Here is a 22,036-nt window from a genome sequence, read left to right as displayed (position 1 = left end):
TCGTATCCACCGCTGCTTCTTCCGCCGGCTCCGGGTGCATATGTGGATCGCGTTCCGTTTGACCGCCCTTGGGGAAGACATGGATCGTCGAGAACAAACCAAACTTCTCAAACTGGTCGTTAACGTACTTCTGGTTGCCGGCCCCGAACGACAGCATCGAGACAAAGGCGGCAATTGCGATCACGATCCCGGAAACCGTCAACCCCGACCGCAGTTTCATGCGCCAGAGATTTTCGGCTGCGGCCGCGGCCAGATCACGCCACGTCATGGGATGACTCCGCTTTCAGCTTCGCCGACCAACTTTCCGTAGTACATCCTCACGACGCGATGGGCAATCGCGTTGGCCATTTCCCGCGCGTGAGTCACCATGATCACGGTCAAGCCTTGCCGATTCAGTTCTTGCAGCAGCTCGGCGATCTGCCGGCTGTTGTCCAGGTCGAGATTGCCGGTCGGTTCGTCGGCGAAGATAACCTCCGGTTGCTTGACCAGCGCCCGCGCAATCGCTACTCGTTGTTGCTCGCCACCCGACATGTCACTCGGCTTGTGCGTCAGTCGATCCGCCAAACCCACCCGCTCCAAGATTTCCGCGGCCCGACGCCGTCGTTCGCGCGCGGCCACTTCCTGAAAGTAGAGTGCGATTTCAACATTCTTGAGGGCTGAGTGATGGGCCAGGAGATTGAAGGTCTGAAACACCATTCCCACCTGCTGCGCGCGATATCGTGCCAGCTCGCGCCGACTCAGCGAGCCGAGTTCAAGCCCGCCGATGTGAATCCGCCCGGCCGTGGGTGTATCCAGCCCGGCCAGCAGGTTGAGCAGCGTCGATTTCCCCGATCCGGAGGCCCCCACGACCGCAAGAAATTCGCCGCGCGTCACGGCCAGACTCACCTGGTCAACCGCCCGGATTTCCTGCGGCCCGCGACGATAATAGCGGCAAAGCTCTGCGGTCTGGATGTAGCTGTCGTTCATGGACGCGCTTCAATTACTCAAATTCAAACATCCGCGCAAGTAACGTTCAGCGGCGCATTTCGCAGCGCAGATGGATTGACTTCTGCAGTCCTGATGCCTATACTCCGCTGAACTTCTAGTCGCTTTATACGCTGTCCGGGAGTCGCCGGGATGCGTGTAAATCAGAAAGTGAGTCCCTCATGGCCGCCGCCAAATCCGGCGATACTGTCCGCGTTCACTACACCGGCCGACTGGCCGACGGCACCGTCTTTGACAGCTCCGAGGGGCGCGAGCCGCTCGAATTCACATTGGGCGAACAACAGGTTATCTCCGGCTTTGACCGCGCCGTCTCCGGCATGCAGGTCGGTGAATCGGTAACTGTGACTATCCCCGTCGATGACGCATACGGCCGCCACCGTGACAATCTGGTCATTCAGGTCGATCAATCGCAGTTCCCCGCCGACATCAAACCGGAACTGGGATTGAGTCTGCGCATGCAACAGCCGGACGGCTCCACAGTGCGAGTGAGAATAACCGCGCTGGAAGCGGGCAAGGTGACACTCGACGCCAACCACCCGCTCGCGGGCGAGGACCTCGTGTTTGACATTGAATTGGTCGAGATTCTCGCAGCATAGTCTGGCAAAGGCGCGACTGCGCAGAATATCGCGTATCGGTTCGATGATTCCACTTCTCGTAACCCGTTGTCTATGAGCGTGCCCAGGGCGATATCCCGATCTGCAAAGCGCAGAATCTGCGCGCAGCACAGCGTCGTTTTACTCGCTCGGTAACTCCTTATTCTGCAATCCCTTATATGACCACAAATCCTCTCGCTCGGCACGGAATTTGTGAAACCCGTATAGAGGCGCATTGTGCCTGGTTGATTGAGTGGTGGAGAACGTGTTAGACCGGCCGGGAAGAAATCCGTTGTCCAACTGTATAAATTCTCGAAGAGATTGATGTATGGCAGCGGTTGAAAAATACGTCAGCATTGCCTCCGTGGCAATCGTCGCGATCGTGGGAGTTCTGGTGCTGTCCGGGTACATCGGCATCCTCGAAACCCCGTATCGCATCGGCTTCGGTGCGGCGATTCTGGCCTATGCCGCGTTGCGGCTGTTTATGATCTTTCGCCCCGGCCGGGACGAGCGGGAAAGACCTTGACGCTTGCTCGGAACAGGGATATATTCGCAGTCTTTGGTCTTGTCGCAGTGACAACGATGGGAGTCGAACTCTTATGAAAATAGCCCTGACAATCAGCCTGCTTCTGAGCCTGCTGCTGGGCGTCGCGGCGCCGGCGTTTGCCGATGCCGCCGCCGATGCCGCAGAGTTGATCGGCCAGCGCAAGCTTGACGAGGCAATCCAGTTTATCAACGACCAGGTGGCCAAAGATCCCTCGTATGCGGATCTCTATTACTGGCTCGGCCGCGCTTACATCGAGAAGGAAGACTGGCCGGCTGCCGAAAAGGCCTTCAACAAGTGCCTCGAACTGAAGAAGAAGCACGACGAGGCCAAGGCGTACCTAGCACTGGTCTATATTCATGACCAGAAGTGGGAACAGGCCAAGAAGATCTTGGATGAAGGCGTCGCCAAGAGCCGAACGGCCAAAGGCCGTTTCTACGACCATCTTGGTCACTATTACATCGCCCGTAAGGAGTTTACGGAAGCCGATATTGCTTTGCGCAAGGCTCAGCTGGAGGAACCGGACAACATTGAGTATATGCGTGATCTGGCCGACCTCAATTACGAGAACGGCGTCTACGCTGTTGCCATCCAGGGTTATCAAGAAGTGCTGGCGCGCGATTCGATGGACGTGCCGACCTACTACCGCATGGGCCGCGCCTACTACATGCAGAAGCAGTTTACCGAAGCGCTGCAAAACATCAACAAGGCGATCGGTCTCGATTCCAACTACACTCAGGCCTATCACCTCGCCGGCGACATCTTTATGCTCAGTGGCCTTTCCAAGGTGCAGGCGGCTTTAACACAGGATCCCTCCAACGGCACGACCAACGGCTACACCGACATCTTCAAGAATGCCATCTGGGCTTACGAGCACTATCTCGGCACTGGTGGTCAGGAAACCGTTGACGTTGACTATCGTTTAGGTCAGGCCTACTACTACGTCGGCGCCTACGAAGTGGCGATTGAGCGGTTGACCAAAGCAATCGAAATGGGCACCGACAAGTCGGTCGCGTATGACTTCAAGGCCAAATCGCTGTTCCGCCTCAAGCGCTATGATGAGGCAGTCGCCGCCTACAAGGCCTACGAGGACAAGATCACAAAGGGTGACTCCAATTACGTTTGGGGCAAGGAGCACTTTGAGTTCTTCCGCGACCGCGCCTTGACCTATGACCAGCTTTACTATGATTCCAAGAAGGAAGGCACCGTCGATACGACGTTCTTGGTCGAAGCGATCCCGTACTACGTCAAAGCAATCGAGCTGAATGACAAGGAAGTATTTCTCTGGAATCGACTGGCGCTGGTCTATTACAATCTTGGCCGGTACAGTGAAGCCATTCCCTGGCTGGAACGCCGCATTGCCCAGGACTCCACGCATGTGCCTTCATATCAATACCTGGCGTTCTCGTACTTGAAGATGGCCGACTACAACCGGGCCACCGAGTATCTTGAGAAGATGTTCCAGTTGAATCCCAAGTCGGTCTTTGTCGTCAAGACCTTATCGACAACTTATCTCTTCCAACTGAAAGATCGCGAGAAGGGACGCAAGTACCTGTTGGAGTGGGCGGAACTCGATCCCAAGAACTATGAGCCGTTCAAATGGCTGGGCTATCTTTATATCACGGAGAAGCCGGTGCAGAAGGACCGAGCGATCGAGTATCTCCTGAAGTCCTATAATCTCATGGACGCGAACGGGGTTGACAAATGCAAGGAGATCGACGTCATTATATGGTTGGCACAAGCTAATAGCTTTTATGATGATATCAAGCACGACGAAGAAGCGTTGAAATGGGTCAAACGTGGGTTGCAGTGCGATCCGAAAAATGAGACGCTCAAGACGTTGCTGGAGAATCTCGAGTAGATAAAACCTGAGGAAGTACCTGATGGCTGATCAACAAAATCTCGACCCGGTCGACGAGCGGTACCGGTTTATCGGTTTTGAAGTCTACCCGACCAAGACCGGTCCGTTCTGGAAAAGCGAGGACGAGCGCAAAAGCTACGTCGCCAGCATCAAGCAGCAGATCGGATCGATTTACCGCAATTCGGTGGTCTACTCCAGCGTCATCACGCGGGTCGACCGCCTCTTTATTATCATCGCCTCGGTGGTAATGATCGTTGCGCCCTTTCTACCCTGGATGCGGGCGCACACGCTCTATGGCCCCGTTAGCTTCGGCGGGATCACCGGCCTGCTTAATCTGGGCGGTTTCTGGTTCTACGTGGACAAAATGGGCGGCTGGGTAATCCCGCTGACCGTCTATCTGTTGGCCGCCATGGCGGTTCTGTCGGTAGTCTTGGGCGTGTTCGTGCTGATCACGATCTTCGGTAAAGCCTCGTCCGAGGAGGCCTACGCCAAGAAGCTTAAGAAGGTGCTGCGACTCAACGCCATCGGCTTCCTGCTCTTCCTGGCGATCGTCCTGCTCGGCCTGATCGGCCAGCGGATCCCGTTTGGCCAACATCTGGGCATTGAAGAGCTTGGACCGCGCTACACCATCGTGACCTTTGTGCAGTTGGCGCATATCGGCATGTGGCTGTCGGTCTTCGCCTTTATCATAAACTTTAACAAGTCCAAAGAGCTGTAAGCTGTTGCGGGCTGCGGAAATCGGAATTAATTTCTCGTCATAAACTGAAATCGGAGGAATAAATCAGTGAAACAGTCGCTGTTTGTAACGCTCAATGCCCTCATCGCCTTTATGGTGGGCTACATCATTTATAAGCCGATTTTGGGCTCTCAACCGAAAGGCACGATCGCGCACTCGGTTTATCAGGGCGGCCCGCTGGTCGTCATCCTGATCGCGATCTTCTTCATGCTGATGGCCTTCGTTGTCGAGCGCTTCCTGTCATTGCGCGTTGCCAAGGGCAAAGCGTCCGTACAGGTCTTCTTCAAGAATCTCATTGCCATGCTGCGTAAAGGCGACTATGAAGGCGCCCTGGCTGCCTGCGACAAGCAGCGCGGCACGACCGCCAACGTCCTCCGCGCCGGCATCGACCGCTTCATGAGCGTCAAAGACGATCCGAAACTGGACGCTGAAAAGAAGATCGCCCTCACGCAAGCGGCGATCGAGGAAGCCAATGCCCTCGAAGGACCGCTGCTTGAACGTAACCTGATCGCCATGTCCACCATCGCGTCGATTGCAACGATGGTCGGACTTTTGGGTACAACCATTGGTATGATCCGCGCCTTCGCCGCGACGGGTCACGCCTCCGGCGGTGTGATCGACGCCACCCAGCTGGCTGTCGGTATTTCGGAAGCACTGGTGAATACCGCGGGCGGCCTGATCTCCGGTATTCTCGGTATCTTCTTCTACAACTTTTTCGTGAACAAGGTCGACTCGTTCAACTACACGACGGACGAAGCGACCTACGAAGTGCTGCAACTGTTCAAGACGGCGGCGGAGAACAAGTAAACCATGGCGATCAAGAAGAAACGGCGGATTGCCATCCGCATCGATATGACACCGATGGTGGATATCGCGTTTCTGCTCCTGATTTTCTACATGGCCACCACTCAGTTCAAGCCACCGGAGCAGAAAGCGGTGTCGTTGCCGACGTCGCACTCGCAGATCGAACTGCCGTCCAAAGACAAGATCATCGTCACGGTGACCCCCGATGACTCGATCTTCGTCGACTATGTCGAACGTGTTGAGAAAGAGGTCGACGGCCGCAAGATCTCGACGCTCGAGCGCTACTACGAAGAGGCGACGCCGTACACGGTTGGAAACACGATCAATGCGATCCGCGCCAGGAACTTCAACGCCCTGGTCATCATCAAAGCGGACAAAGATGTGAAATTCGGGACCATGCAGAAGGTGATGGATACCATGGTCGAATCCAATCTCTCGCGATTCCAGATCATTACCGAACTGGAATCGGAGAAGATCTGAGGAGGTGACGCCCTGTGGCCGGTGAAGTAATACAAAAAGAAAAAAGTAGTGGTAAAGGCAAAGGCCTGCGCCGGAAAAAGCGTCGTCTCGGTATCCGTATCGATATGACGCCGATGGTCGACATCGCGTTCCTGCTCCTGATCTTCTACATGGTCACCACGGTCTTTGCGATGCCGCAGGCGATGGAGATTAACCTCCCGCCCAAGACCGACACCACAGAAGAACGCGGGAAAGTCAAGCAGTCGAACTTGCTCAACATCCGCGTCGACAAGTACGGCGATGTCTACTACGATATCGGCAACAATCTGGAGACGGGATCCGAGAAGATGGATCCGCGCGAAATTCCCATCGATTCGGTGCGCAATCTCTTTATTCGCTATAATTGGGATCGCCCGAAACTGAACACGCTGATTCTGATCCACCCCGAAGCCAAGTACTCGCGCATGGTCGATCTCCTCGATGAAATCGAAGTCACCGAGGCATTGCTGCGCGGGAACGAAGAGTTCATGCGCGCTTACAAGGCTGAGAATCCTGACGAGGAACGTTTCAGTTTCCGCTACTCCATTGACCATTGGAGCGAGCGGGACGACAAGAAAATGGAGAAAGTCTACGGCGTAACCGGAGGAGGTAGTTAGCCATGGCCAATGTCTATGTCGCCAAGTTCTCCCCGATCGGCGCGTTTGAACTGAAGCGCAGCTATCAGAAGAACATGCGCAATGCCGTTCTGTTCGTTCTCGGTGCGTTCACGCTGATTTTTCTCCTGATCGCGCTGGTGCGCCTGTTGACGGCAGAGGATGAAATCCCGACCGCGACGATTGTCATCCGCGATATTTCCGAGCTGGGTCCGCCGCCGTCGGTGGCGACCAAGCCGGTTCAGGTGAAAGTCACGCAGGAACTGGCCGCACCCAAGTTCACGCTGCCGGAGGCAGTCCCGGATGAAGAGGTCACCGAAGATTTCGTCGTGGTCTCACAGGAGGAGCTGGCGGAGATCAGTTCCCCGGTACTGAGCGAAGGCGAAGGCTCCGGAGTCAATGTCCAGGTCGATATTCCGATTGAAGAATACATCCCGACTCCGGATGAGTTTATCGCCGTCGAAGAACAGCCGGTCAAAATTCAGAACGTGCAGCCCAAGTACCCGGAAATCGCCCGCAAAGCCGGTATTGAGGGCTCGGTCTGGGTGAAAGTGCTGGTGGACAAGAACGGCAATGTCCGCGATGCCATTGTACTCAAGGAGTCCGGGGCCAATGCCGGCTTCGAAGAAGCAGCCCTGGAGTCCGCTCGACAATCCAAGTGGAAACCGGCCATGCAAAACAAGCAGCCGGTGATGCTCTGGGTATCCTACGAGGTCAAATTCCAGCTCAAGAATTGAGCTGTAATTATCCGATTTCAGTCAAGCCCCGGTCCTGCGGCCGGGGCTTTTGTTTTCATCTGAAACAGCTCCCGCAACTCCAGCCCACCCAGCGGTTAAGCGCGCAGTCGATCATGCCGAACTAGATAATACGGGAGTTAACGGGGCTGGCTCGATCAGTTGCGATGCTAAATCAGTTCGAGAACACATCGACTAACGTCAGTCTGACGCCGGAACCGGAAAATGTCGGCGATCAGCGTGCACAACCGATGCTGGTGGTGATGCACGGTTCACTTCTGGGCATGACTTATGCCATCGGCGCTAAGCCGATCCGTATCGGTCGCATGGCTGGGAGCGAGATTCCGATCGATGACGACAATGTCAGCCGTCAACACGCCGAAGTTTTTGAACGTGACGGCGATATCTGGCTTCGCGATCTGGAATCGACCAACGGTACCATCGTCAATTCACGGCGCGTGACGGAAATTATGCTGCGCGACGGCGACTTGATCCTGATCGGCCGCGTGATGTTCAAGTTCATTCGCTCAAACACCATCGAGAATCGCTTCTTCGGCCAGATGTTCGCACTGGCGACCACTGATTTTCTGACCGGGATTTTCAACCGGCAGCATATCCTCAGCCGACTCGAACAGGAGTTCTCGCGTTCACGCCGTTATCAGCGGCCGTTGTCGATCGTCTCTTACGACGTCGATCACTTCAAACAGATCAACGATAGCTTCGGTCACTTGGCCGGGGATCAACTATTGATGGAGAGCTGCCGTCTGGTTGCGCAGAATGTTCGCGAACAGGACTTCTTCGGACGGCTTGGCGGCGATGAGTTCCTGATCGTGTGTCCGGAAACCGATTTGAACAATACCGTGCTCTTGGCCCAACGACTAGGGCAATTGATCAGCAAGTGGAGCTACGTCTACCAAAGCCGAAAACTCGATTTCTCCATCAGCATGGGTGTCGCCGCACTGGTTGATGGAATTCGCACCCCTTCCGAATTGCTCTCAAAAGCCGACGAACTCCTTTACCGCTCCAAGCACCGCGGCAAGAATCACGTCAGCTATTAGTCAGCTTCCGGGCTCGACCCTATTTTTCCGCCATCATCGCTTCGACGTTGCGGATATGCCCCATCTCGAACTGGGTCAGATACTCAAACGTCTTCTTAATGTCAGCTTCGGTCGAGGTTTTCGCCGCCTCTGAATACATCGCGTAGGCTTCCTTTTCCAATTGCAGAGCGATCGCGAGAATTGCCTGCTTCGATTTGGCGGCTTTGACCTCGGCGATGCGCTTGACGTGTTTTTCACCCATCGCTTCGTCAATCGTCGGCAAGGCGTCTTTGTTCATGATATCACGATAGGTGACCCACTTCTCCGATCGCACATGCTGGTCGTATTGGTGCTCCAGCGTCAGGAAATGCTTGCGTTCTTCGCCGGCAAAATGCAACATCGTCCTCTTGATGTCCTCGTCGCCGACCTTGTCCGCCCCGATTTTGTAAAACACATATGCCGCGATCTCGGCCTGGATTCCTGCAGTCAGATAGTTGAGAGCTTGTGCGCTGATAGTCATGATTGTAAACCTCACAAAAAAGATACTAATTGCTCCAGAATATAGGAGCCCCGACGTGGCCGTCAAGTTTATTCAGCACCGGGCAGCGATTGTCGACATCTCGCCTCAGCGACCAAGCAGAATATGGGGCGAGGGTCTGAGCATCACGCTCGCTGATCTTTTTTCTGAGAGGCAAAGCGATTGAAATACAACATATTGTGGAGTCGTTTTTCAACCTACCACAACATATTGATCAGAGTTTGTTATCACAAACTTTGACGGGCGTCGTCAACAAAAATCCTTTGACATACATGGAGTTCAGCCGTATACTTTAGCCAGTGGATTAGAGTTTAGATTTAAAAGAATGGCATCTACATGGATGTAGAGTGTTTTCTCAGTACAACAGCATTAACAGGCGGATGCCAAAAGATAAGAAGATTGCCGATATCGATCGGCGTCGTGGTAACCGGTTCCCTTAGCTCATAGGAGGAGGTGACGGCTTTGTACAATCTCATCATCGAGGTGTTGGAGGAGAAAGTCGCCCCAGTTGGTTTCAGCCAGGGTGGCCAGTAAACTCTGACTCACCTAACCGGTTTAACGAGAAGGACCGCCTCACCGCGGCCCTTCTTTCTTTAGGCAACCAGGGCCGACATCTCCTCCAACCGCTCACCCAATCTCAGTTTCAGCCGATCGGACAAGTAGAGCTTCCGCAGCGAACGACTCGGAACGTAGCTGGCCGAATCGCGGATCAGGCTGAATGCCTCGATGAAGTACTTGAGGGCGCGCTCAAAATCATTCTTACGCTTGTTGCATTCACCCAAGTACATCAAGCTCGGCCAAATCGCTTCAGGGGTTGCCAGTTGCTTGGCGCCAATTACCGCGTCGTTAAGCAGCATCATTGCCTTGGGCAGATTCTCTCGTTCGAGTTCGAACCGTCCCCGCAGCAAGTAGAGTCGCGGTCGCAGAGCATTAATGCCATCGAAGTCCGGGAAGTCGATCGCCTGGGTCAACGTGGTTTCGCAGGCCTCCAACCGACCGGCCATGAGATGAAAGTCGGCGAGTTCCAACAGGAAGTCGAAGCGCTCGCGCTTGACACTCAATTTCGCCAGCAGGGGACGAACCGCCTCGTGGGTTGCCGCGACCTCCGCCTCGGGACGTTGCAGCGCCCGCTCGCAGTAAGCGCGCCGAATCAGGAAGGACGCCATTTCGCGCGTGTACGATAGTTGCTGCGCGTGTTCAAGCGCGATAGCGTAAGCCTCCAGGGCGGTCGTGTGGTTGAGCAAGACCCGATGGTAGTCTCCTGTGACGGCCGCGACGCTCATCGTCAGCATCCGATCGGTGATTCGTTCCGCCCGAGCCTTGGCTGCCGCGATGAGCGCCGCGGCTTTGTCGAATCGCCCTTGCAGCACGGCCAAGTTCGCCAGATGGCAGATCAGCTTACCGCGGGCGGCATGTGCGTCACGCGGCGCCCGCTTGAGCCCCTCGATCGCCCAGCGACGCGTCTCGCCGTAGTTCCCATGCCGCACCTCGATCTCGCAGAAGTTCTCGAAGTTGTACATCAGTTCTTCTTCAGCGCCGAGCCGCAGATTGATTTCGTACGCCTGGCGCAAGTACTCTTGTGCGGTCTGGAGCTCGTCCTGCTCGAAATAGGCGACTGACAGATTGTTATAGGTTCGCGCCAACTCCGGGAGGTCGTTGAGCCGCTTCTTGATTTCAACCGAGTCCTTATAGAGTCGGATGCCTTCATCGGCGTGTCCGCGCAAGTACTTCACCGTGCCGAGATTGTTCAACGTTGAAGCTGTATCTTTCAGCGCGTTGAGGCGCTTCTGGACTTCCAACGCGGTCTCGTAGTTGATTTCAGCGCCTTCAAGATCACCGGCAATCCAGCAGATATTGCCAATGTTGTTAAAGCAGTGCGACAACTCGAGTTCGTCGCCGAGCTCGCCAAAATACTTGACCGCGCGGTCCAACGCCCGGCTACCGCGGCGATAGTCGCGTTTGCCCTTATAGATGTCACCGAGTCGTTTGTAAGCGTCGGCGCTGGCCGCCATGTCGCCAATCCTCCGGCTGATGCGAATCGCCGCACTCAGGCAGGTCAACGCCCGGTTGAGATCGCCGGTGAGCTTGTACAGCTCCGCCTGCAACAGCAACAACTCCAGCATCCGCGCTCTGTCCTGGCAGGATTTTTCCAGCGATCGTGCTTGCCGCAAAATGGCGATGGCCTCATCCAGCGACTGCCGCTGCTGCAGCATCCGCGCCAGTCGCACCGCGGCCGCCACGGCCTGCGGATGGTTGTCAGCGCCGGCATGGTGATGGAACAGAAGCCGCTCGCGTACCAGCGGCTCAAGTCCGTCCGTCTCCTTGATCACTTTCAGCCAATCGGCGTGATATAGTCGCCGCAGTTCGGTCGGCGTATGCTGGGCGATATATTCGCGGAAGTAGCTGCGGCGCAATCCGCGAATCTCCGGGTCAATCCAACCGCTGCCCGCCAGCCTCGTCAATTCCTCATACTTCAGCCGTCCCAGATCGCCCAGTTCGCTGAAGCGATATAGGCCCGGATCAACAGACAAGAATTGCAGAGTCGGATCGACGGCGCCAGCGACTTCCGGAAGCATTTCCCGCACCAGGCGATAATAGTCGTCGTTGGGGGTGTAACGGTACAGCGCGACGGCATCGACATTCAGACGGCCGCCCTTGACATCAACCATCCCCCGGATTTCCCAGTCGCGCAACACGATGCGCAGCAGGGCCAGATTTCCGGACGTGAGGCGATACAAGCGCTCGGATGTGTTGCTACCGTATTCCTTGGTGAAGATCTTCTGCAATACGGCGTCGCAAGCGAACCGATCCAGCTCGGACAAATCAATCGTCGTTGCGTGAACTCCCGTCACAGGCTGCGGCACCAGCAGAACCTGTCGATGCTCGGCAGCATCAACGAATTCCACAGCCGCCGGGGAGGATGCCATTACGTTGCGACCAGACAGGCTGATGTAATCGCTAACCGCCGCTTCGAGTCCAGCTCCCGGTTCCTGATGGTGATGAACAATGACACAATCATCCGCCGCCTTCAACTCCTGCCGGCAGAAACTCGCCAGCAAGCTGTAGCAGTGGTGGTGAAGGAAATCATCGATTGGCCGCTGGTCGTAATCATTACGATCGATCAGTTGATCTACGATCAGCGTATCGGCGACTTCACGCACGCTCTTGGGCCGATTGGCAGGGTCCGGATCCAGGCATTGCCGTACTACGCGTGCGAACCGCTCGGACACTGCTTGCTCCAGCCGTTCGGACAAGGCGGATGCCGGGAGGCGCTTCTGCGACACGACTTGCAGTGGATCGCTGGCCGCAAACGGCAATTCGCCGGTCGCCACGCGGTACAAGATCACTCCCAGCGAGTAGATGTCTGACTCGATGCGCGCACCTGAGTTGTCAATCACTTCCGGGGCCATATATTCCAGCGTGCCGCCGCGCTCGCGGTTGGAGTCGTGGTGTGATGCGGCCAGCCCGAGGTCGCTGAGCTTCAGTCCCTCCGTCGGATGAACGAGAATATTCTCGCCTTTGAGGTCGCGGTGAATGATGCCGAGGGCATGGAGGTACTCCAGGGCCGAGATCACGCCGCCGAGGGCGGCAAACCGTTCGCGCAGCGGCAAGCGATCAGTATTCTTGTAGAGATCGCCGTTCGGGCACAACTGGATGACGATGACCGCGCGTCCGTCGGCGAGCGTGTGATAGGCAAAGGCGCGCAGTATTGCCCGATGCTGCAAACTACGCAGCAGGTTGTATTCGGAAACGAAGAGTTGACGATATTCGGCGGAAGATTCGTTCGCCACCTTGACGGCCACGGCGCCCCAGCGTGGATGTTCAGCGGCGTAAACGAGTCCGCTGCCCCCTGCGCCGATTTTCTTCGCCCCGGTCAGCTGTAGGAAAGCGGGAAACCTGGGCTCCATATGAACGTGCGTCAGCGATTAGTCGGTAACGTTACCTTAAATTCCGTGTATTCGCCAACCTTGCTCTGCACCGAGATCTGGCCGCCGTGGTTCTCGACAATGCGCTTGCAGTTCGACAGACCGAGACCGTGGCCGTGCTGCTTGGTCGAGAAGTGCGGCTCGAACACTTTTTCCAGATTCTCCGTCGGGATACCGCAACCGGAGTCGCGCACTGTCGCCACCACGAAATCGCCTTCGCGGCGCGTGGTCAGCACGATTTCCGATTTGCCGGTACCACCATCCAGAGCGTCAGCGGCATTGTAGAGCAGGTTCAAGAACACTTGCTGAATTTGGCCAACATCGATCTCGATATCGGGTATCTCCGGGCTCATGCGGACGACGAAGCCGACGCGTTTAAAGCGCTGCTGCGACTTAATCGTGAAAAGCAAATCGTCAATCAGGTGGTTGACGTTGTAATTGACCAGTTCCTGATCAAGCTTCGAGAGATCCATCAAGTTATCCGTAAAGCGCTTGATCTTGCCGATATTGTCGAGAATCGCCTGTACCGAGCGTTCGGCCTTGTCGACTTCGCCTTTATTCAGGCGGATTTGCAGCAGCTCGGCGTTGTTCGAGATGATGGCGAGGAAGTTATTGAGCTCGTGGCCGATCGAGGCCGCCATCTCTCCCTTGGCGATGAGCTTCTCGGAGATTGTCACGTAATTTTCCAAGATCGTCTTTTCGGTGATATCCTCAATCGCAATGATCAGGCCGCGGCCGTGATGATCGGTATCCTCGAGCGGCGATACCTTGGCCGAAACGACTTTCTCTTCCTCGCCGATGGTCAAATAACATCGTGGGAGATTCTCCGGTGTGCCGGTCGCCAGGACATTCTTCATCGACTGCTCCCAGCGCTCAAGGTTGGACGAATCGAGCAGCGTCGTCACGGACGCGGTCGACGCCAGCTGCTGGCCGAAGATCCGTTCCGCCGAGGCATTCATCGTCAGAATTTCAAACTGGCCGTTGACCACAACGAGTCCGACCGGCGTATTGGAGACAATGTTTTCGTTGAAGCGTTTCAGGCGCAGGATGCGCTCGTACAGCCGCGAGTTATTGATCGCAATTGCCGCCTGCGTGGCGAACAGCTCGAACAAGTAGAGGTCGCTTTCGAAGAACAGCCGGCCTTCGCTCGAACTGTCGAGGTAGATGACGCCGATGACCTTATCCTGAATCTTAAGGGGGACGCAGACGATGGAGCGCAGGTTGAGGCTGCGAATTGATTCCTGTTTGGAGAAGCGTTCGTCGTTTTGCGCATCCGAGGTGTATTCGGCGATGCCGGAAGTTGCCACGCGATTGGCGACGGTACCGGAGTACTTGAAATCCTCCTGCATCAGCTCTTCCTTGCACAGATTATAAACCGTGCGGAACTGGAGCTGATTGGCATCGTCAAGGAGCATCAGGAAGCCCCGCTCCGCCTTCAGCAACTCGATCGCGCGCTTCATGACAATTTGCAGGATGTCGTCCGTGACAAGCGTACTGTTGACCGCGGCCGCGATTTCCAGGAGCGTCTTGTAATTGGCGATCTCGGCGGTATTCGATTTCTCGGTCGCCAGATTCGGACGCGATTTGAGAATTTGGTCGATGGATTTGGCGCCGCGCGACAACAGGTCGTCGGCGCTTTCCGGCGCTTCGTCGTTGCTGAACTCGCGGTCAACTGGAAGGATGAACTTGTCGGTTCTTTCCAGTCCTTTAGTGTCCTTGTTAAACGGCATACGCTTCCCTCGAAAGACTTCAGCCTCGTACTCTGTCGATGTCTTCATGTTTGGTATCGGCTGATTCGCCAATTAGTTAACCGGGGTAACGGGCCCCCGAATGCGGAATTCGGCTCGCGGTCGACACCAGGGTGATTTGAGTTGCAGAGCCCGGTCGTTTCAGCCGGAAACGGTGCCGTTTGGCGGGTGCGGGATGAACAAGATCAATCCGAATACGCTCAGAAACTGCGGCCGATCAACACGCTCGGTTGCAGGTCGCTGGCGTCGCCATTGAAGGGTCGAGTCAACTCAATGCGCACGTCTTCCCCAATGATCACGCCGAGCCCGAAGTCGCCGCGCCAGCGGCTCTTGGAAAGAAAGTCCGAATCGTGACCGACTGTTCCAAGATCGAACAGCACGACGAAGTCAAGGATCGTCCGAACCGGGTTCACGATATACTCCAGATCGACCAATGCAAGGCGCGAGCCGTCATATTCCTTGATCGGGTGCCCCCGGAGCGTGCGGATGCCGCCCAGATAGAACCTCCGGTGCGGCGGCGCTTCACCGTTAGTTTGTCCGTAAACGGCGCGGCCGTTGAAACTCAGATAGTCGTTAAGTAGCTGGTAGCGCCGCACTTCGAATCGGCAGCGGTCGTACTTGAATTCTGAGGCAATTGCCGACGAAGAGTGTTGATACTGCGCTTGCAGCCACCAGCCGGAGACTTTACCCTCTTCTTGATACAGATTCGACCGATAGCGATAGCTCAAGTTCAGTTCGGCGCCGTCACGGCTATATGCCGCCATCGCCGCCGGTCGCTCAGCCTCGTCAATCGGCGAGAAACTTGAGCGAAATGCGCGCGGACCCAGCAGCGACCACAGACGCGGATTTGCGGGCAGCGAATCCAACTCCTCCACTGTGTAAGTGAGCCGCAGCTCATGACGTGCGTTGATCTCCTGTTGGATGAACAGCTCGGCGCCCTCCCCCTGATAGTAGTCGCGCCAATCCTGTTTGAAGAGCAGAGCGTAGGCCGTATTCTCATCACGGCCGGCGGTCCATTCGTCGTCGGTCTTGGTTTGCCGATGTACCGAACCACCATAGCTCAACTGGTTATAGTCGAAAATTCGTTGATCGAAGCCGAGCCGGTACTTCCACTGTTCCGAAGACATTCCGTAACCGACTTGTCCGAAGAAGCGCGGCATGGCGTTTTCCTCTGAGTGGAATGAAACACCGGCCTCCAGCGTGACGCCGTCGACGCGATTATAGGAGACGTGCTGCATCCAGTCGACTGGACGGTGACCGTACAACCGCTTGCGCCGCCGGAAAATATCGCTGCGTTTCCAGGAATCCGTTGATTGTAGCGCCCCGTATACGCGCGCCTTGTTGTGCCGCTGCAGACGGCCACCGATGGCGTAGACATCACGATGACACGCGGCGGTCTCGGTCAAATTGACGTCGCCGAACAGTACGACCACGTAGCCGTTCACTTCGCCGCGAACGACAATCTCACCGCCGACTGCAAACACGCTGCCACGGACAAAGTCAGCTGCGGGGATCTCGAGAGTCGAGAACGAGCCGAACCGATCAGCCGGTGCGCGCCCGCGCCGCGATTGTGCCGCCGTGGAAGCATCGGTGAGGCGGATGGTATACTTGCCTTCCGCCTGCTGGGCGTCGGCCACTGACAGCGAACTCAGATTGACCCCGGAGGTGCCCAGGCGCAAACTATCGCCCTCGATCAGGAGGTTTGGGCCGGCAGTGATGCGGCGCCCATCGACGCTCACGTCGTCGAGCCGGAAACTCACGTCGCCGGAATCGGTCGAGCCCCTGACTGCAATCGTACACATGTTGCGATCGAACATGATGACGACATCAGGCTGAGTCTGGGCGGCGGCCGAGACTGCGATCAGGAGGACAAGACCCAGAAGGAGGGTTAGTAGTAGTCGGTACATACCTGTAGATTCTACGCGATTGTAATCCTATCCCAAGAGATTTGGGAAGCGGCGCTGCAAGTCCTTGAGCGCCTGCCGATGGGCCTCAAAGGCAATATTCTTCGGGATTTCATCAAGGGCAAAGAACCGCAAATCGGCGGCATCGTCACCGGCCACCGCTTGCCCGCCGATCACTTCACAGAAGTAAAGAATCAGTACGGCATTTGTGCGGGGATCATCGGTGCCAGAGTAGACCTCAAAGACCTCTCCGGCCTTGATGTCCAACCCGGTCTCCTCCTTCAACTCACGTTCGGCACACTCGCGTGGCGACTCGTCCCACTCCATGTAGCCGGCCGGTATGCACCAGTCGTCCTTGTACGGATGCTCGGCGCGGCGCACCAGAAGCAGTCGGCGATCTTTGACCACAATCGCGCCGGCTGCCGGTACGGGGTTGTGAAAATCGACATAGCCACAGATGCCGCAAATGCGTCGAGGGCGATGATTATACGTTTCCAACAGCAACTCGGCCCGGCACTTGGGACAATAGCGGAAACTTGAAATTGGGTCTTTGGTTTGCATTCTAATGCACTTTCAGCAGGATCAGCGTCATATCGTCCTGCAACGGGTTGGGCGCGGCAAAGTTGCGCACGTCTTCGATGATCCGTTGCTGAATCTCCGCGGCCGGGAGCTGCCGATGCTTCTTGATCACAGCGACGGCGCGATCCTCGCCATATTGTTCATCGTCGTCGTTGTAGGCTTCGTTCAACCCGTCGGTATAGATAAACAAGATGTCATTCGCCTGCAGCTGCACTTCGCCCTCCTCATAGGCAACATCGTGAAATGCGCCCAACAGCAGACCGCCGCGATCGAGTTCCCTTTCTTCGGCCTGCGCCGAGATCACAATGGGATAGTTGTGTCCGGCATTGGAATAGCGCAATCGGCGCGTCTGCGGGTCGAAATCCGCCAGAAATAGCGTGGCAAACTTGTCGCTCAACGCCTCTTGCTGCAGCAACTCATTGACATTGACCAGCATCTGCGGGAGCGGCGTTTGATGCTTGATCTCGGTGCGGATCGCCGCCTGAATCTGACTAACCAATAGCGCCGCCGGCATCCCTTTGCCCGATGCGTCCGCGATTACTACGGTAATGGTACCGCGATTAGTTTCGATAAAGTCAAAATAGTCCCCCCCGACTTCCAGCGACGGATCGGAAAACGCCGAGAAGTGGAAACCGTCACCCGCAGGGAACGCCTTCGGCAATAGCTCCAACTGGATGGCGCGGGCAAAATTCATCTCCTCGACCAGTCGCTGCTTCTCGATCGATTCGCGGTACAGTCGTGATGTGTTGATTGCCAGCGACAGCTGATCGGCGATCGTCGAGATCGTCGCGACGTCTTCGGAATTTAACCGGTATCCCGACACCTTCTCGGAACTCGCCACGCAGCCAAGCAATTCGTCGCCCGAGACCAGCGGCGCAATGTAGCGCACCCGACGTGCGGCCAGCGCCTGCAATAGCCCCGAGTCGGGAAAGCCGCCAAGCAACTCGTCGATGCGATTGACGCCGCTACGTCGGACCAACTCCGTCTGCAGTCCGGAGGCGATCGCTACATCCGGTAAATCGGCGTCACCGGCATTGGCAGCCATGCAGCGCACACCGCCGTTCTGCTGCGTGCGCACAAAAATATAGACCTGTTCCAGCAGTACTTGTCGCGTCAGCACCTCATGCGCCAAGGCAAAGACCTCATCAAGATTGAACACCGACGCCACCTTGCGGCTGAAGGTTTGTGCGATGTTGCGAACATCGGACTTATCCCGGATGAAGAATCGCCGGATCAGTTCGTCGATCTGGCTCATCACCGGCTGAAACAGAATCAGCGCCACGATAATGAAGATGATATCCAATCCCGGCACGTCGACGCCGAACAAATACTGAACGACATCCTCAAACTGCCGAATCATCAGCACGTACGCGCCGACCACCAGCGCCGACGATACAGTGTACACCAACGACTGCCGCACGATCAGACGCACATCCATGAACCGGTAGCGCACGATCGACCAGACAATCGCGCCGCCCCCGATCACGAGCGCCGCCAGCGTCAGCAGGTTCTTGACGGCCGGAGGCAATTCCAGCAGCCCGATTGCGGGTAGAATGAAGGCCACCACGTACATGGCCAGGGCGGCGATGATGCCGAAAATCACGACCCGCACCTGGGTCACCAACTGCGCCGCCATCACTCGCCGGGTCGAGTAGTACAGGATCGCCGCCGCGATAATCACGTAGACAAAGTTAACCGCGGAGAACCACTTGATGTGCGACTCCAGCAACATGGCAAATCCGGTCGCGAGCAGCGTAAAGATCGGTTCGAGCGGCTCGAAGATCGCCCGACCGAAGGACCCAAACCGCTTCGGTTCAACCAACTTGAGCAGCTTGTCCGGATTGGCGAAGACCGTCGTCAGCAGCAGATGGAAGACGTGCGGTACAAAAATGATGTACTTGAGTCGTGGGAAGCGATTGTAGAAGCGCGCTTCGCTGGGAAACACCAGCGCAAAGAACACCAATTGCGGGAAAAACAGCTCCCAGACATACACCAGGTTGTAAACCGGGCTCTTGGCAGCAACCGCGTCGCCCAGAATGATGCCGAAGCCGTAGAAGAGTGGACCGAAGGCCGCGAACGCAAACATCAACGCGGTGACGCGATTAATGCGTTTACGCGAATCCTCGCGAAAAATCAGTACGGAAATGATGAACAGTAGGGCCGCGCACGCCAGGTAAACGACGGCTATGGCCAGTTCCAGATTCAATTCCCCTCCCGAGAACGGGATCAGGTGAGCTTCTTCACCAAAGTCACCTGCGTGCCGCCACCGGCAGCCGGCTGAATGTCAACGCGGTCCATCAGGTTGCGGACGATGAAAATTCCACGTCCGACCTCCCGCATCAAGTTCCGGTCGTCAACAGGGTTCTCGACGGCACCAGGATCGAAGAACTGCCCCTGGTCGGTGATCGTGATCGCCACCTCGGTGTCCGAGAAGACCATCTCCAGGGTCACCGTCTTCTGGCGATTGTCCTTGTTGCCATGAATGATCCCGTTGTTGACGATCTCGGTGGCGCAAATGGCGATGTCGGCAATAATCGAATCGTCGACCGCGCGGGCGCGCAATCGCGATTCGACGAAATCATCCACTTCGCCAATCAGCGTCTGATCGGATGGGATGATGATCTTATTGTCATAGATTGCGGGCTTGTCCATCCTCGTTGGGGCTCAATCCCGGCTTACTTCGAGGCCGAAATCGCTTCGTCGGTGGAGTCGTATGTGTCGAAAACCGTGACCAGCTTGGTGATCGTCAACAAGGACTTGATCTTGTCAGTGACATTGGCCAGGCGCAACTCGCCACCCGATTCCTTCACCGTCTTCAGGCAGGAAATCATGATCCCCAACCCGGTCGAGTTCATCCAGTCAACTTCCTTCAGGTCAATGACTACGCGCTTCTTGTTGGCGTTCACGTAGTCGCGAATCGACTCTTTGAGGGCAGTGGCGTCCGGCCCCCCCATGATTTTACCCTTCGGCTCGAGGACGACAATACCGTCCTGCTCGCGGCTGTTCAGCTTCATAATATCCTTTCCAACTAAAGATTATTCCTGTTATGGTAGAGTAGTCCCGGCGCCCGAAATCTCCCGATTCGGGGCTTTCGACTGCCTGTAAGATTAAGAAATTTGAGCAGTTGTGTCAATGAATTTGGCCGCTGTCGCGGCCGCGTCTTGACGCACAAAAGTGATGTCCAAAACGCTCGCCACGGCGTAACTTAGGGTACGGAGTTACTTGGAGGGGATATGACACAAGCCGATCTGACCCACTTTCGCGAACTGCTGCTGGAGCGCCGGCGAAATCTCAATTCCTGGCTCGAGACGGCATCCGGGATTCCGCAAGAGGATATTCAGAAGGCCCGCGGGCTGCTAAGCCAAGTCGTCGAGGCCCTACGGCGCGTCGAGGAGGGCGCCTATGGTGTCTGCCAGTCGTGCCACACCGATATCGAGCGCCATCGCCTGGAAGTCCAACCGGTGGTCCAGGTCTGTCTTGGTTGCATCAGCCCTGAGGAACAGGCCCAGCTCGAACAGGAGCTGTTCTTGGCCAGTAAAATCCATCGCGCCTTGTTGCCGCAGACGATTGCCCGCATCGACGGATTCGACGTCGCGGTCAGATCGCTGGCGGCGCGCTACGTCGGGGGCGACTACTACGACTTCCTCAGTGCTAACGGTCACGGAATGAACCGGATCGTTATCGGCGATGCGATGGGGAAGGGCATCCCCGCCGGCCTGCTGATGTCCAATGTCCAGGGTGCCCTGCGCATCCTCGCCGAAGATATCGCCTCCCCCGCGCAACTGGTCGAACGGCTCAACCGCTGGCTCTGTCGCAATGTCCCCATCACCAAGTTCATCTCGTTGGTCTGCCTTGGAATTACGCCGGGCGCCACGCCTGAGGCACGCCTGGTCTATGCAAACGCGGGCCACTGTCCGCCAATCATCTTCCGCACCAGCGGTGAGATCGAGCAGCTTGAATCTACCGGCGGCATCCTGGGTGTGCACGAGGACTTTCGATATAGTGAAGCGTCTTGTGTGCTCTACCCCCATGACCTTTTGATTCTCTATACGGACGGAATTGTCGAGTGTGAAGAACGCGGCGGGGCAATGTACGGTGAAGAGCGTTTCGTCAACTTCGTCTCAAGCCATCGTACTCAGTCGTTGCAGGAAATGCTCAACTCACTTGTTGATGACGTGCTCGCCTATGCCGGCAAGCCGGAAGCGGTTGACGACCTGACCCTGATCGCCATCCGCAAGCTGTAGCTTTACGCCGGGGACGCTAACGGTTACTACTGAAGAGTTCGTATCCCGCCGGTATGTCATAATGCCCCGGCGGCGTCTGCACCTCCTGGATCAGCACAATTTCATCACGAGATCCGAGCCCGGTCGGTAGAGCCGCTGTCGAGTCGGCCCTTATCTCGACCACGGTCAGGATTGGCAATCCCGTGATCTTGGGCTGCTCCTCCGATCCGGCCTTCATAGCCGGGCGATTTGCACCGGCTGCCAACAATTTGCTGTAGACAGCAAAGTCGACTTTCGTGTCTTCCGTCGTCCAAGTGTCCGTAAGCAAGACCGCACCCATCATCGGCATGCTGTCACACTGCACCCAGCGGACGCAGTTCCAGCCGTTAATCAACTGGCTCTCTGAGGTTTTTTCGACGTGCGTAATGAACGTCGGATTCAGAGCCGCTAATCCGGCCGTTAGGTCTACTCCACCCGCCGGCTCACCGCCTCCGAACGGGGACTGCAGGCCATGGGTGTAGATCTCGAACTTGTGATAGACCACGACGGTCGAGTCTGTCTCAGCATCATAGAGCGTGCTGACACCGTTTACGGCATCCATCCGCGCCTTGTTGTCGCCGAGCCAGATCAGGATCGTGTCGTTTCGTTCCGGAATGACCATCGCGCCAAACTCAATCGTCGGCGTGTGCTGCACCAATTTGATCAGCGTGTCG

The 22,036-nt window shown here is 56.4% G+C and carries 21 protein-coding genes; 10 read left to right on the top strand and 11 right to left on the bottom strand.

Annotated elements, in window-relative coordinates:
* Both IT585_13060 and IT585_13055 read right to left on the bottom strand, forming a co-directional pair.
* A partial coding sequence (locus tag IT585_13060; protein ID MCC6964175.1) for an ABC transporter permease occupies positions 1 to 268 on the bottom strand: 268 nt, incomplete at its 3' end.
* On the bottom strand, positions 265 to 966 hold the full coding sequence (locus tag IT585_13055; protein MCC6964174.1) for an ABC transporter ATP-binding protein: 702 nt from the start codon (positions 964 to 966) through the stop codon (positions 265 to 267). The genes IT585_13055 and IT585_13060, both read right to left, overlap by 4 nt.
* A 179-nt stretch (positions 967 to 1,145) precedes the next feature.
* Between IT585_13055 and IT585_13050 the strand changes: the two genes are divergently transcribed.
* The 9 genes from IT585_13050 to IT585_13010 all read left to right on the top strand — a co-directional run bounded on the left by IT585_13050 (position 1,146) and on the right by IT585_13010 (position 8,426).
* Positions 1,146 to 1,580, top strand: coding sequence for a peptidylprolyl isomerase (locus tag IT585_13050; protein ID MCC6964173.1), 435 nt, complete (start codon positions 1,146 to 1,148; stop codon positions 1,578 to 1,580).
* Positions 1,581 to 1,905: 325 nt separating this feature from the next.
* A complete protein-coding gene (locus IT585_13045) occupies positions 1,906 to 2,103 on the top strand; it encodes a hypothetical protein (protein ID MCC6964172.1) in 198 nt (65 codons plus the stop codon).
* A 73-nt stretch (positions 2,104 to 2,176) separates the two neighbouring features.
* Positions 2,177 to 3,982, top strand: a complete 1,806-nt coding sequence (locus tag IT585_13040; GenBank protein MCC6964171.1) for a tetratricopeptide repeat protein — start codon at positions 2,177 to 2,179, stop codon at positions 3,980 to 3,982.
* A gap of 22 nt (positions 3,983 to 4,004) precedes the next feature.
* Positions 4,005 to 4,700 carry a hypothetical protein gene (locus IT585_13035; protein ID MCC6964170.1) on the top strand — a complete coding sequence of 232 codons (696 nt, stop codon included), beginning with the start codon at positions 4,005 to 4,007 and terminating at the stop codon, positions 4,698 to 4,700.
* Positions 4,701 to 4,766: 66 nt separating this feature from the next.
* Entirely contained in the window at positions 4,767 to 5,525 is a 759-nt protein-coding gene (locus IT585_13030) for a MotA/TolQ/ExbB proton channel family protein (GenBank protein ID MCC6964169.1), read from the top strand.
* A 3-nt stretch (positions 5,526 to 5,528) separates the two neighbouring features.
* On the top strand, positions 5,529 to 6,002 hold the full coding sequence (locus IT585_13025) for a biopolymer transporter ExbD (GenBank protein ID MCC6964168.1): 474 nt from the start codon (positions 5,529 to 5,531) through the stop codon (positions 6,000 to 6,002).
* 14 nt (positions 6,003 to 6,016) lie between these two features.
* On the top strand, positions 6,017 to 6,637 hold the full coding sequence (locus tag IT585_13020; GenBank protein ID MCC6964167.1) for a biopolymer transporter ExbD: 621 nt from the start codon (positions 6,017 to 6,019) through the stop codon (positions 6,635 to 6,637).
* Between the two features lie 2 nt (positions 6,638 to 6,639).
* Entirely contained in the window at positions 6,640 to 7,371 is a 732-nt protein-coding gene (locus tag IT585_13015) for an energy transducer TonB (protein MCC6964166.1), read from the top strand.
* Positions 7,372 to 7,535: 164 nt separating this feature from the next.
* Positions 7,536 to 8,426, top strand: a complete 891-nt coding sequence (locus tag IT585_13010; protein MCC6964165.1) for a GGDEF domain-containing protein — start codon at positions 7,536 to 7,538, stop codon at positions 8,424 to 8,426.
* Positions 8,427 to 8,445: 19 nt separating this feature from the next.
* Here the strand turns inward: IT585_13010 and IT585_13005 are convergent, their stop codons facing one another.
* The 8 genes from IT585_13005 to IT585_12970 form a co-directional block, all read right to left on the bottom strand.
* Positions 8,446 to 8,925 carry a ferritin family protein gene (locus IT585_13005; GenBank protein ID MCC6964164.1) on the bottom strand — a complete coding sequence of 160 codons (480 nt, stop codon included), beginning with the start codon at positions 8,923 to 8,925 and terminating at the stop codon, positions 8,446 to 8,448.
* Between the two features lie 611 nt (positions 8,926 to 9,536).
* Positions 9,537 to 12,851: a serine/threonine protein kinase gene (locus IT585_13000; GenBank protein ID MCC6964163.1), complete on the bottom strand. Its 3,315-nt coding sequence runs from the start codon at positions 12,849 to 12,851 to the stop codon at positions 9,537 to 9,539.
* 11 nt (positions 12,852 to 12,862) lie between these two features.
* On the bottom strand, positions 12,863 to 14,647 hold the full coding sequence (locus IT585_12995) for a GAF domain-containing protein (GenBank protein ID MCC6964162.1): 1,785 nt from the start codon (positions 14,645 to 14,647) through the stop codon (positions 12,863 to 12,865).
* A 170-nt stretch (positions 14,648 to 14,817) separates the two neighbouring features.
* Positions 14,818 to 16,524, bottom strand: a complete 1,707-nt coding sequence (locus tag IT585_12990) for a BamA/TamA family outer membrane protein (protein MCC6964161.1) — start codon at positions 16,522 to 16,524, stop codon at positions 14,818 to 14,820.
* Positions 16,525 to 16,551: 27 nt separating this feature from the next.
* Entirely contained in the window at positions 16,552 to 17,019 is a 468-nt protein-coding gene (locus IT585_12985) for an NUDIX hydrolase (protein ID MCC6964160.1), read from the bottom strand.
* A 64-nt stretch (positions 17,020 to 17,083) separates the two neighbouring features.
* The gene (locus IT585_12980) at positions 17,084 to 19,306 is read right to left on the bottom strand and encodes a SpoIIE family protein phosphatase (GenBank protein ID MCC6964159.1); all 2,223 of its coding nucleotides are present in this window, start codon (positions 19,304 to 19,306) and stop codon (positions 17,084 to 17,086) included.
* Between the two features lie 20 nt (positions 19,307 to 19,326).
* On the bottom strand, positions 19,327 to 19,752 hold the full coding sequence (locus tag IT585_12975) for an ATP-binding protein (GenBank protein MCC6964158.1): 426 nt from the start codon (positions 19,750 to 19,752) through the stop codon (positions 19,327 to 19,329).
* 23 nt (positions 19,753 to 19,775) lie between these two features.
* The gene (locus IT585_12970; GenBank protein ID MCC6964157.1) at positions 19,776 to 20,114 is read right to left on the bottom strand and encodes an STAS domain-containing protein; all 339 of its coding nucleotides are present in this window, start codon (positions 20,112 to 20,114) and stop codon (positions 19,776 to 19,778) included.
* 219 nt (positions 20,115 to 20,333) lie between these two features.
* Between IT585_12970 and IT585_12965 the strand changes: the two genes are divergently transcribed.
* Complete coding sequence (locus IT585_12965) at positions 20,334 to 21,344, top strand: SpoIIE family protein phosphatase (GenBank protein MCC6964156.1); 1,011 nt, start codon at positions 20,334 to 20,336, stop codon at positions 21,342 to 21,344.
* Positions 21,345 to 21,360: 16 nt separating this feature from the next.
* On the opposite strand, the gene IT585_12960 is transcribed toward IT585_12965, so the two are convergent.
* Positions 21,361 to 22,036, bottom strand: a 676-nt coding sequence (locus IT585_12960; GenBank protein ID MCC6964155.1) for a hypothetical protein, incomplete at its 5' end; no start/stop codon positions are given.

The organism is Candidatus Zixiibacteriota bacterium (assembly GCA_020853795.1).
Lineage (GTDB): Bacteria > Zixibacteria > MSB-5A5 > CAIYYT01 > CAIYYT01 > JADJGC01.
The sequence above is the reverse complement of the archived record's forward strand: the minus strand, read 5'-3'. Positions and strand labels throughout refer to the sequence as shown.

Bases quoted from the DNA above. Each gene is read 5' to 3' on its own strand.
- IT585_13055 (MCC6964174.1), bottom strand. From the start codon at position 966: ATGAACGACAGCTACATCCAGACCGCAGAGCTTTGCCGCTATTATCGT.
- IT585_13050 (MCC6964173.1), top strand. From the start codon at position 1,146: ATGGCCGCCGCCAAATCCGGCGATACTGTCCGCGTTCACTACACCGGC.
- IT585_13045 (MCC6964172.1), top strand. From the start codon at position 1,906: ATGGCAGCGGTTGAAAAATACGTCAGCATTGCCTCCGTGGCAATCGTC.
- IT585_13040 (MCC6964171.1), top strand. From the start codon at position 2,177: ATGAAAATAGCCCTGACAATCAGCCTGCTTCTGAGCCTGCTGCTGGGC.
- IT585_13035 (MCC6964170.1), top strand. From the start codon at position 4,005: ATGGCTGATCAACAAAATCTCGACCCGGTCGACGAGCGGTACCGGTTT.
- IT585_13025 (MCC6964168.1), top strand. From the start codon at position 5,529: ATGGCGATCAAGAAGAAACGGCGGATTGCCATCCGCATCGATATGACA.
- IT585_13015 (MCC6964166.1), top strand. From the start codon at position 6,640: ATGGCCAATGTCTATGTCGCCAAGTTCTCCCCGATCGGCGCGTTTGAA.
- IT585_13010 (MCC6964165.1), top strand. From the start codon at position 7,536: ATGCTAAATCAGTTCGAGAACACATCGACTAACGTCAGTCTGACGCCG.
- IT585_13005 (MCC6964164.1), bottom strand. From the start codon at position 8,925: ATGACTATCAGCGCACAAGCTCTCAACTATCTGACTGCAGGAATCCAG.
- IT585_13000 (MCC6964163.1), bottom strand. From the start codon at position 12,851: ATGGAGCCCAGGTTTCCCGCTTTCCTACAGCTGACCGGGGCGAAGAAA.
- IT585_12995 (MCC6964162.1), bottom strand. From the start codon at position 14,647: ATGAAGACATCGACAGAGTACGAGGCTGAAGTCTTTCGAGGGAAGCGT.
- IT585_12990 (MCC6964161.1), bottom strand. From the start codon at position 16,524: ATGTACCGACTACTACTAACCCTCCTTCTGGGTCTTGTCCTCCTGATC.
- IT585_12975 (MCC6964158.1), bottom strand. From the start codon at position 19,752: ATGGACAAGCCCGCAATCTATGACAATAAGATCATCATCCCATCCGAT.
- IT585_12970 (MCC6964157.1), bottom strand. From the start codon at position 20,114: ATGAAGCTGAACAGCCGCGAGCAGGACGGTATTGTCGTCCTCGAGCCG.
- IT585_12965 (MCC6964156.1), top strand. From the start codon at position 20,334: ATGACACAAGCCGATCTGACCCACTTTCGCGAACTGCTGCTGGAGCGC.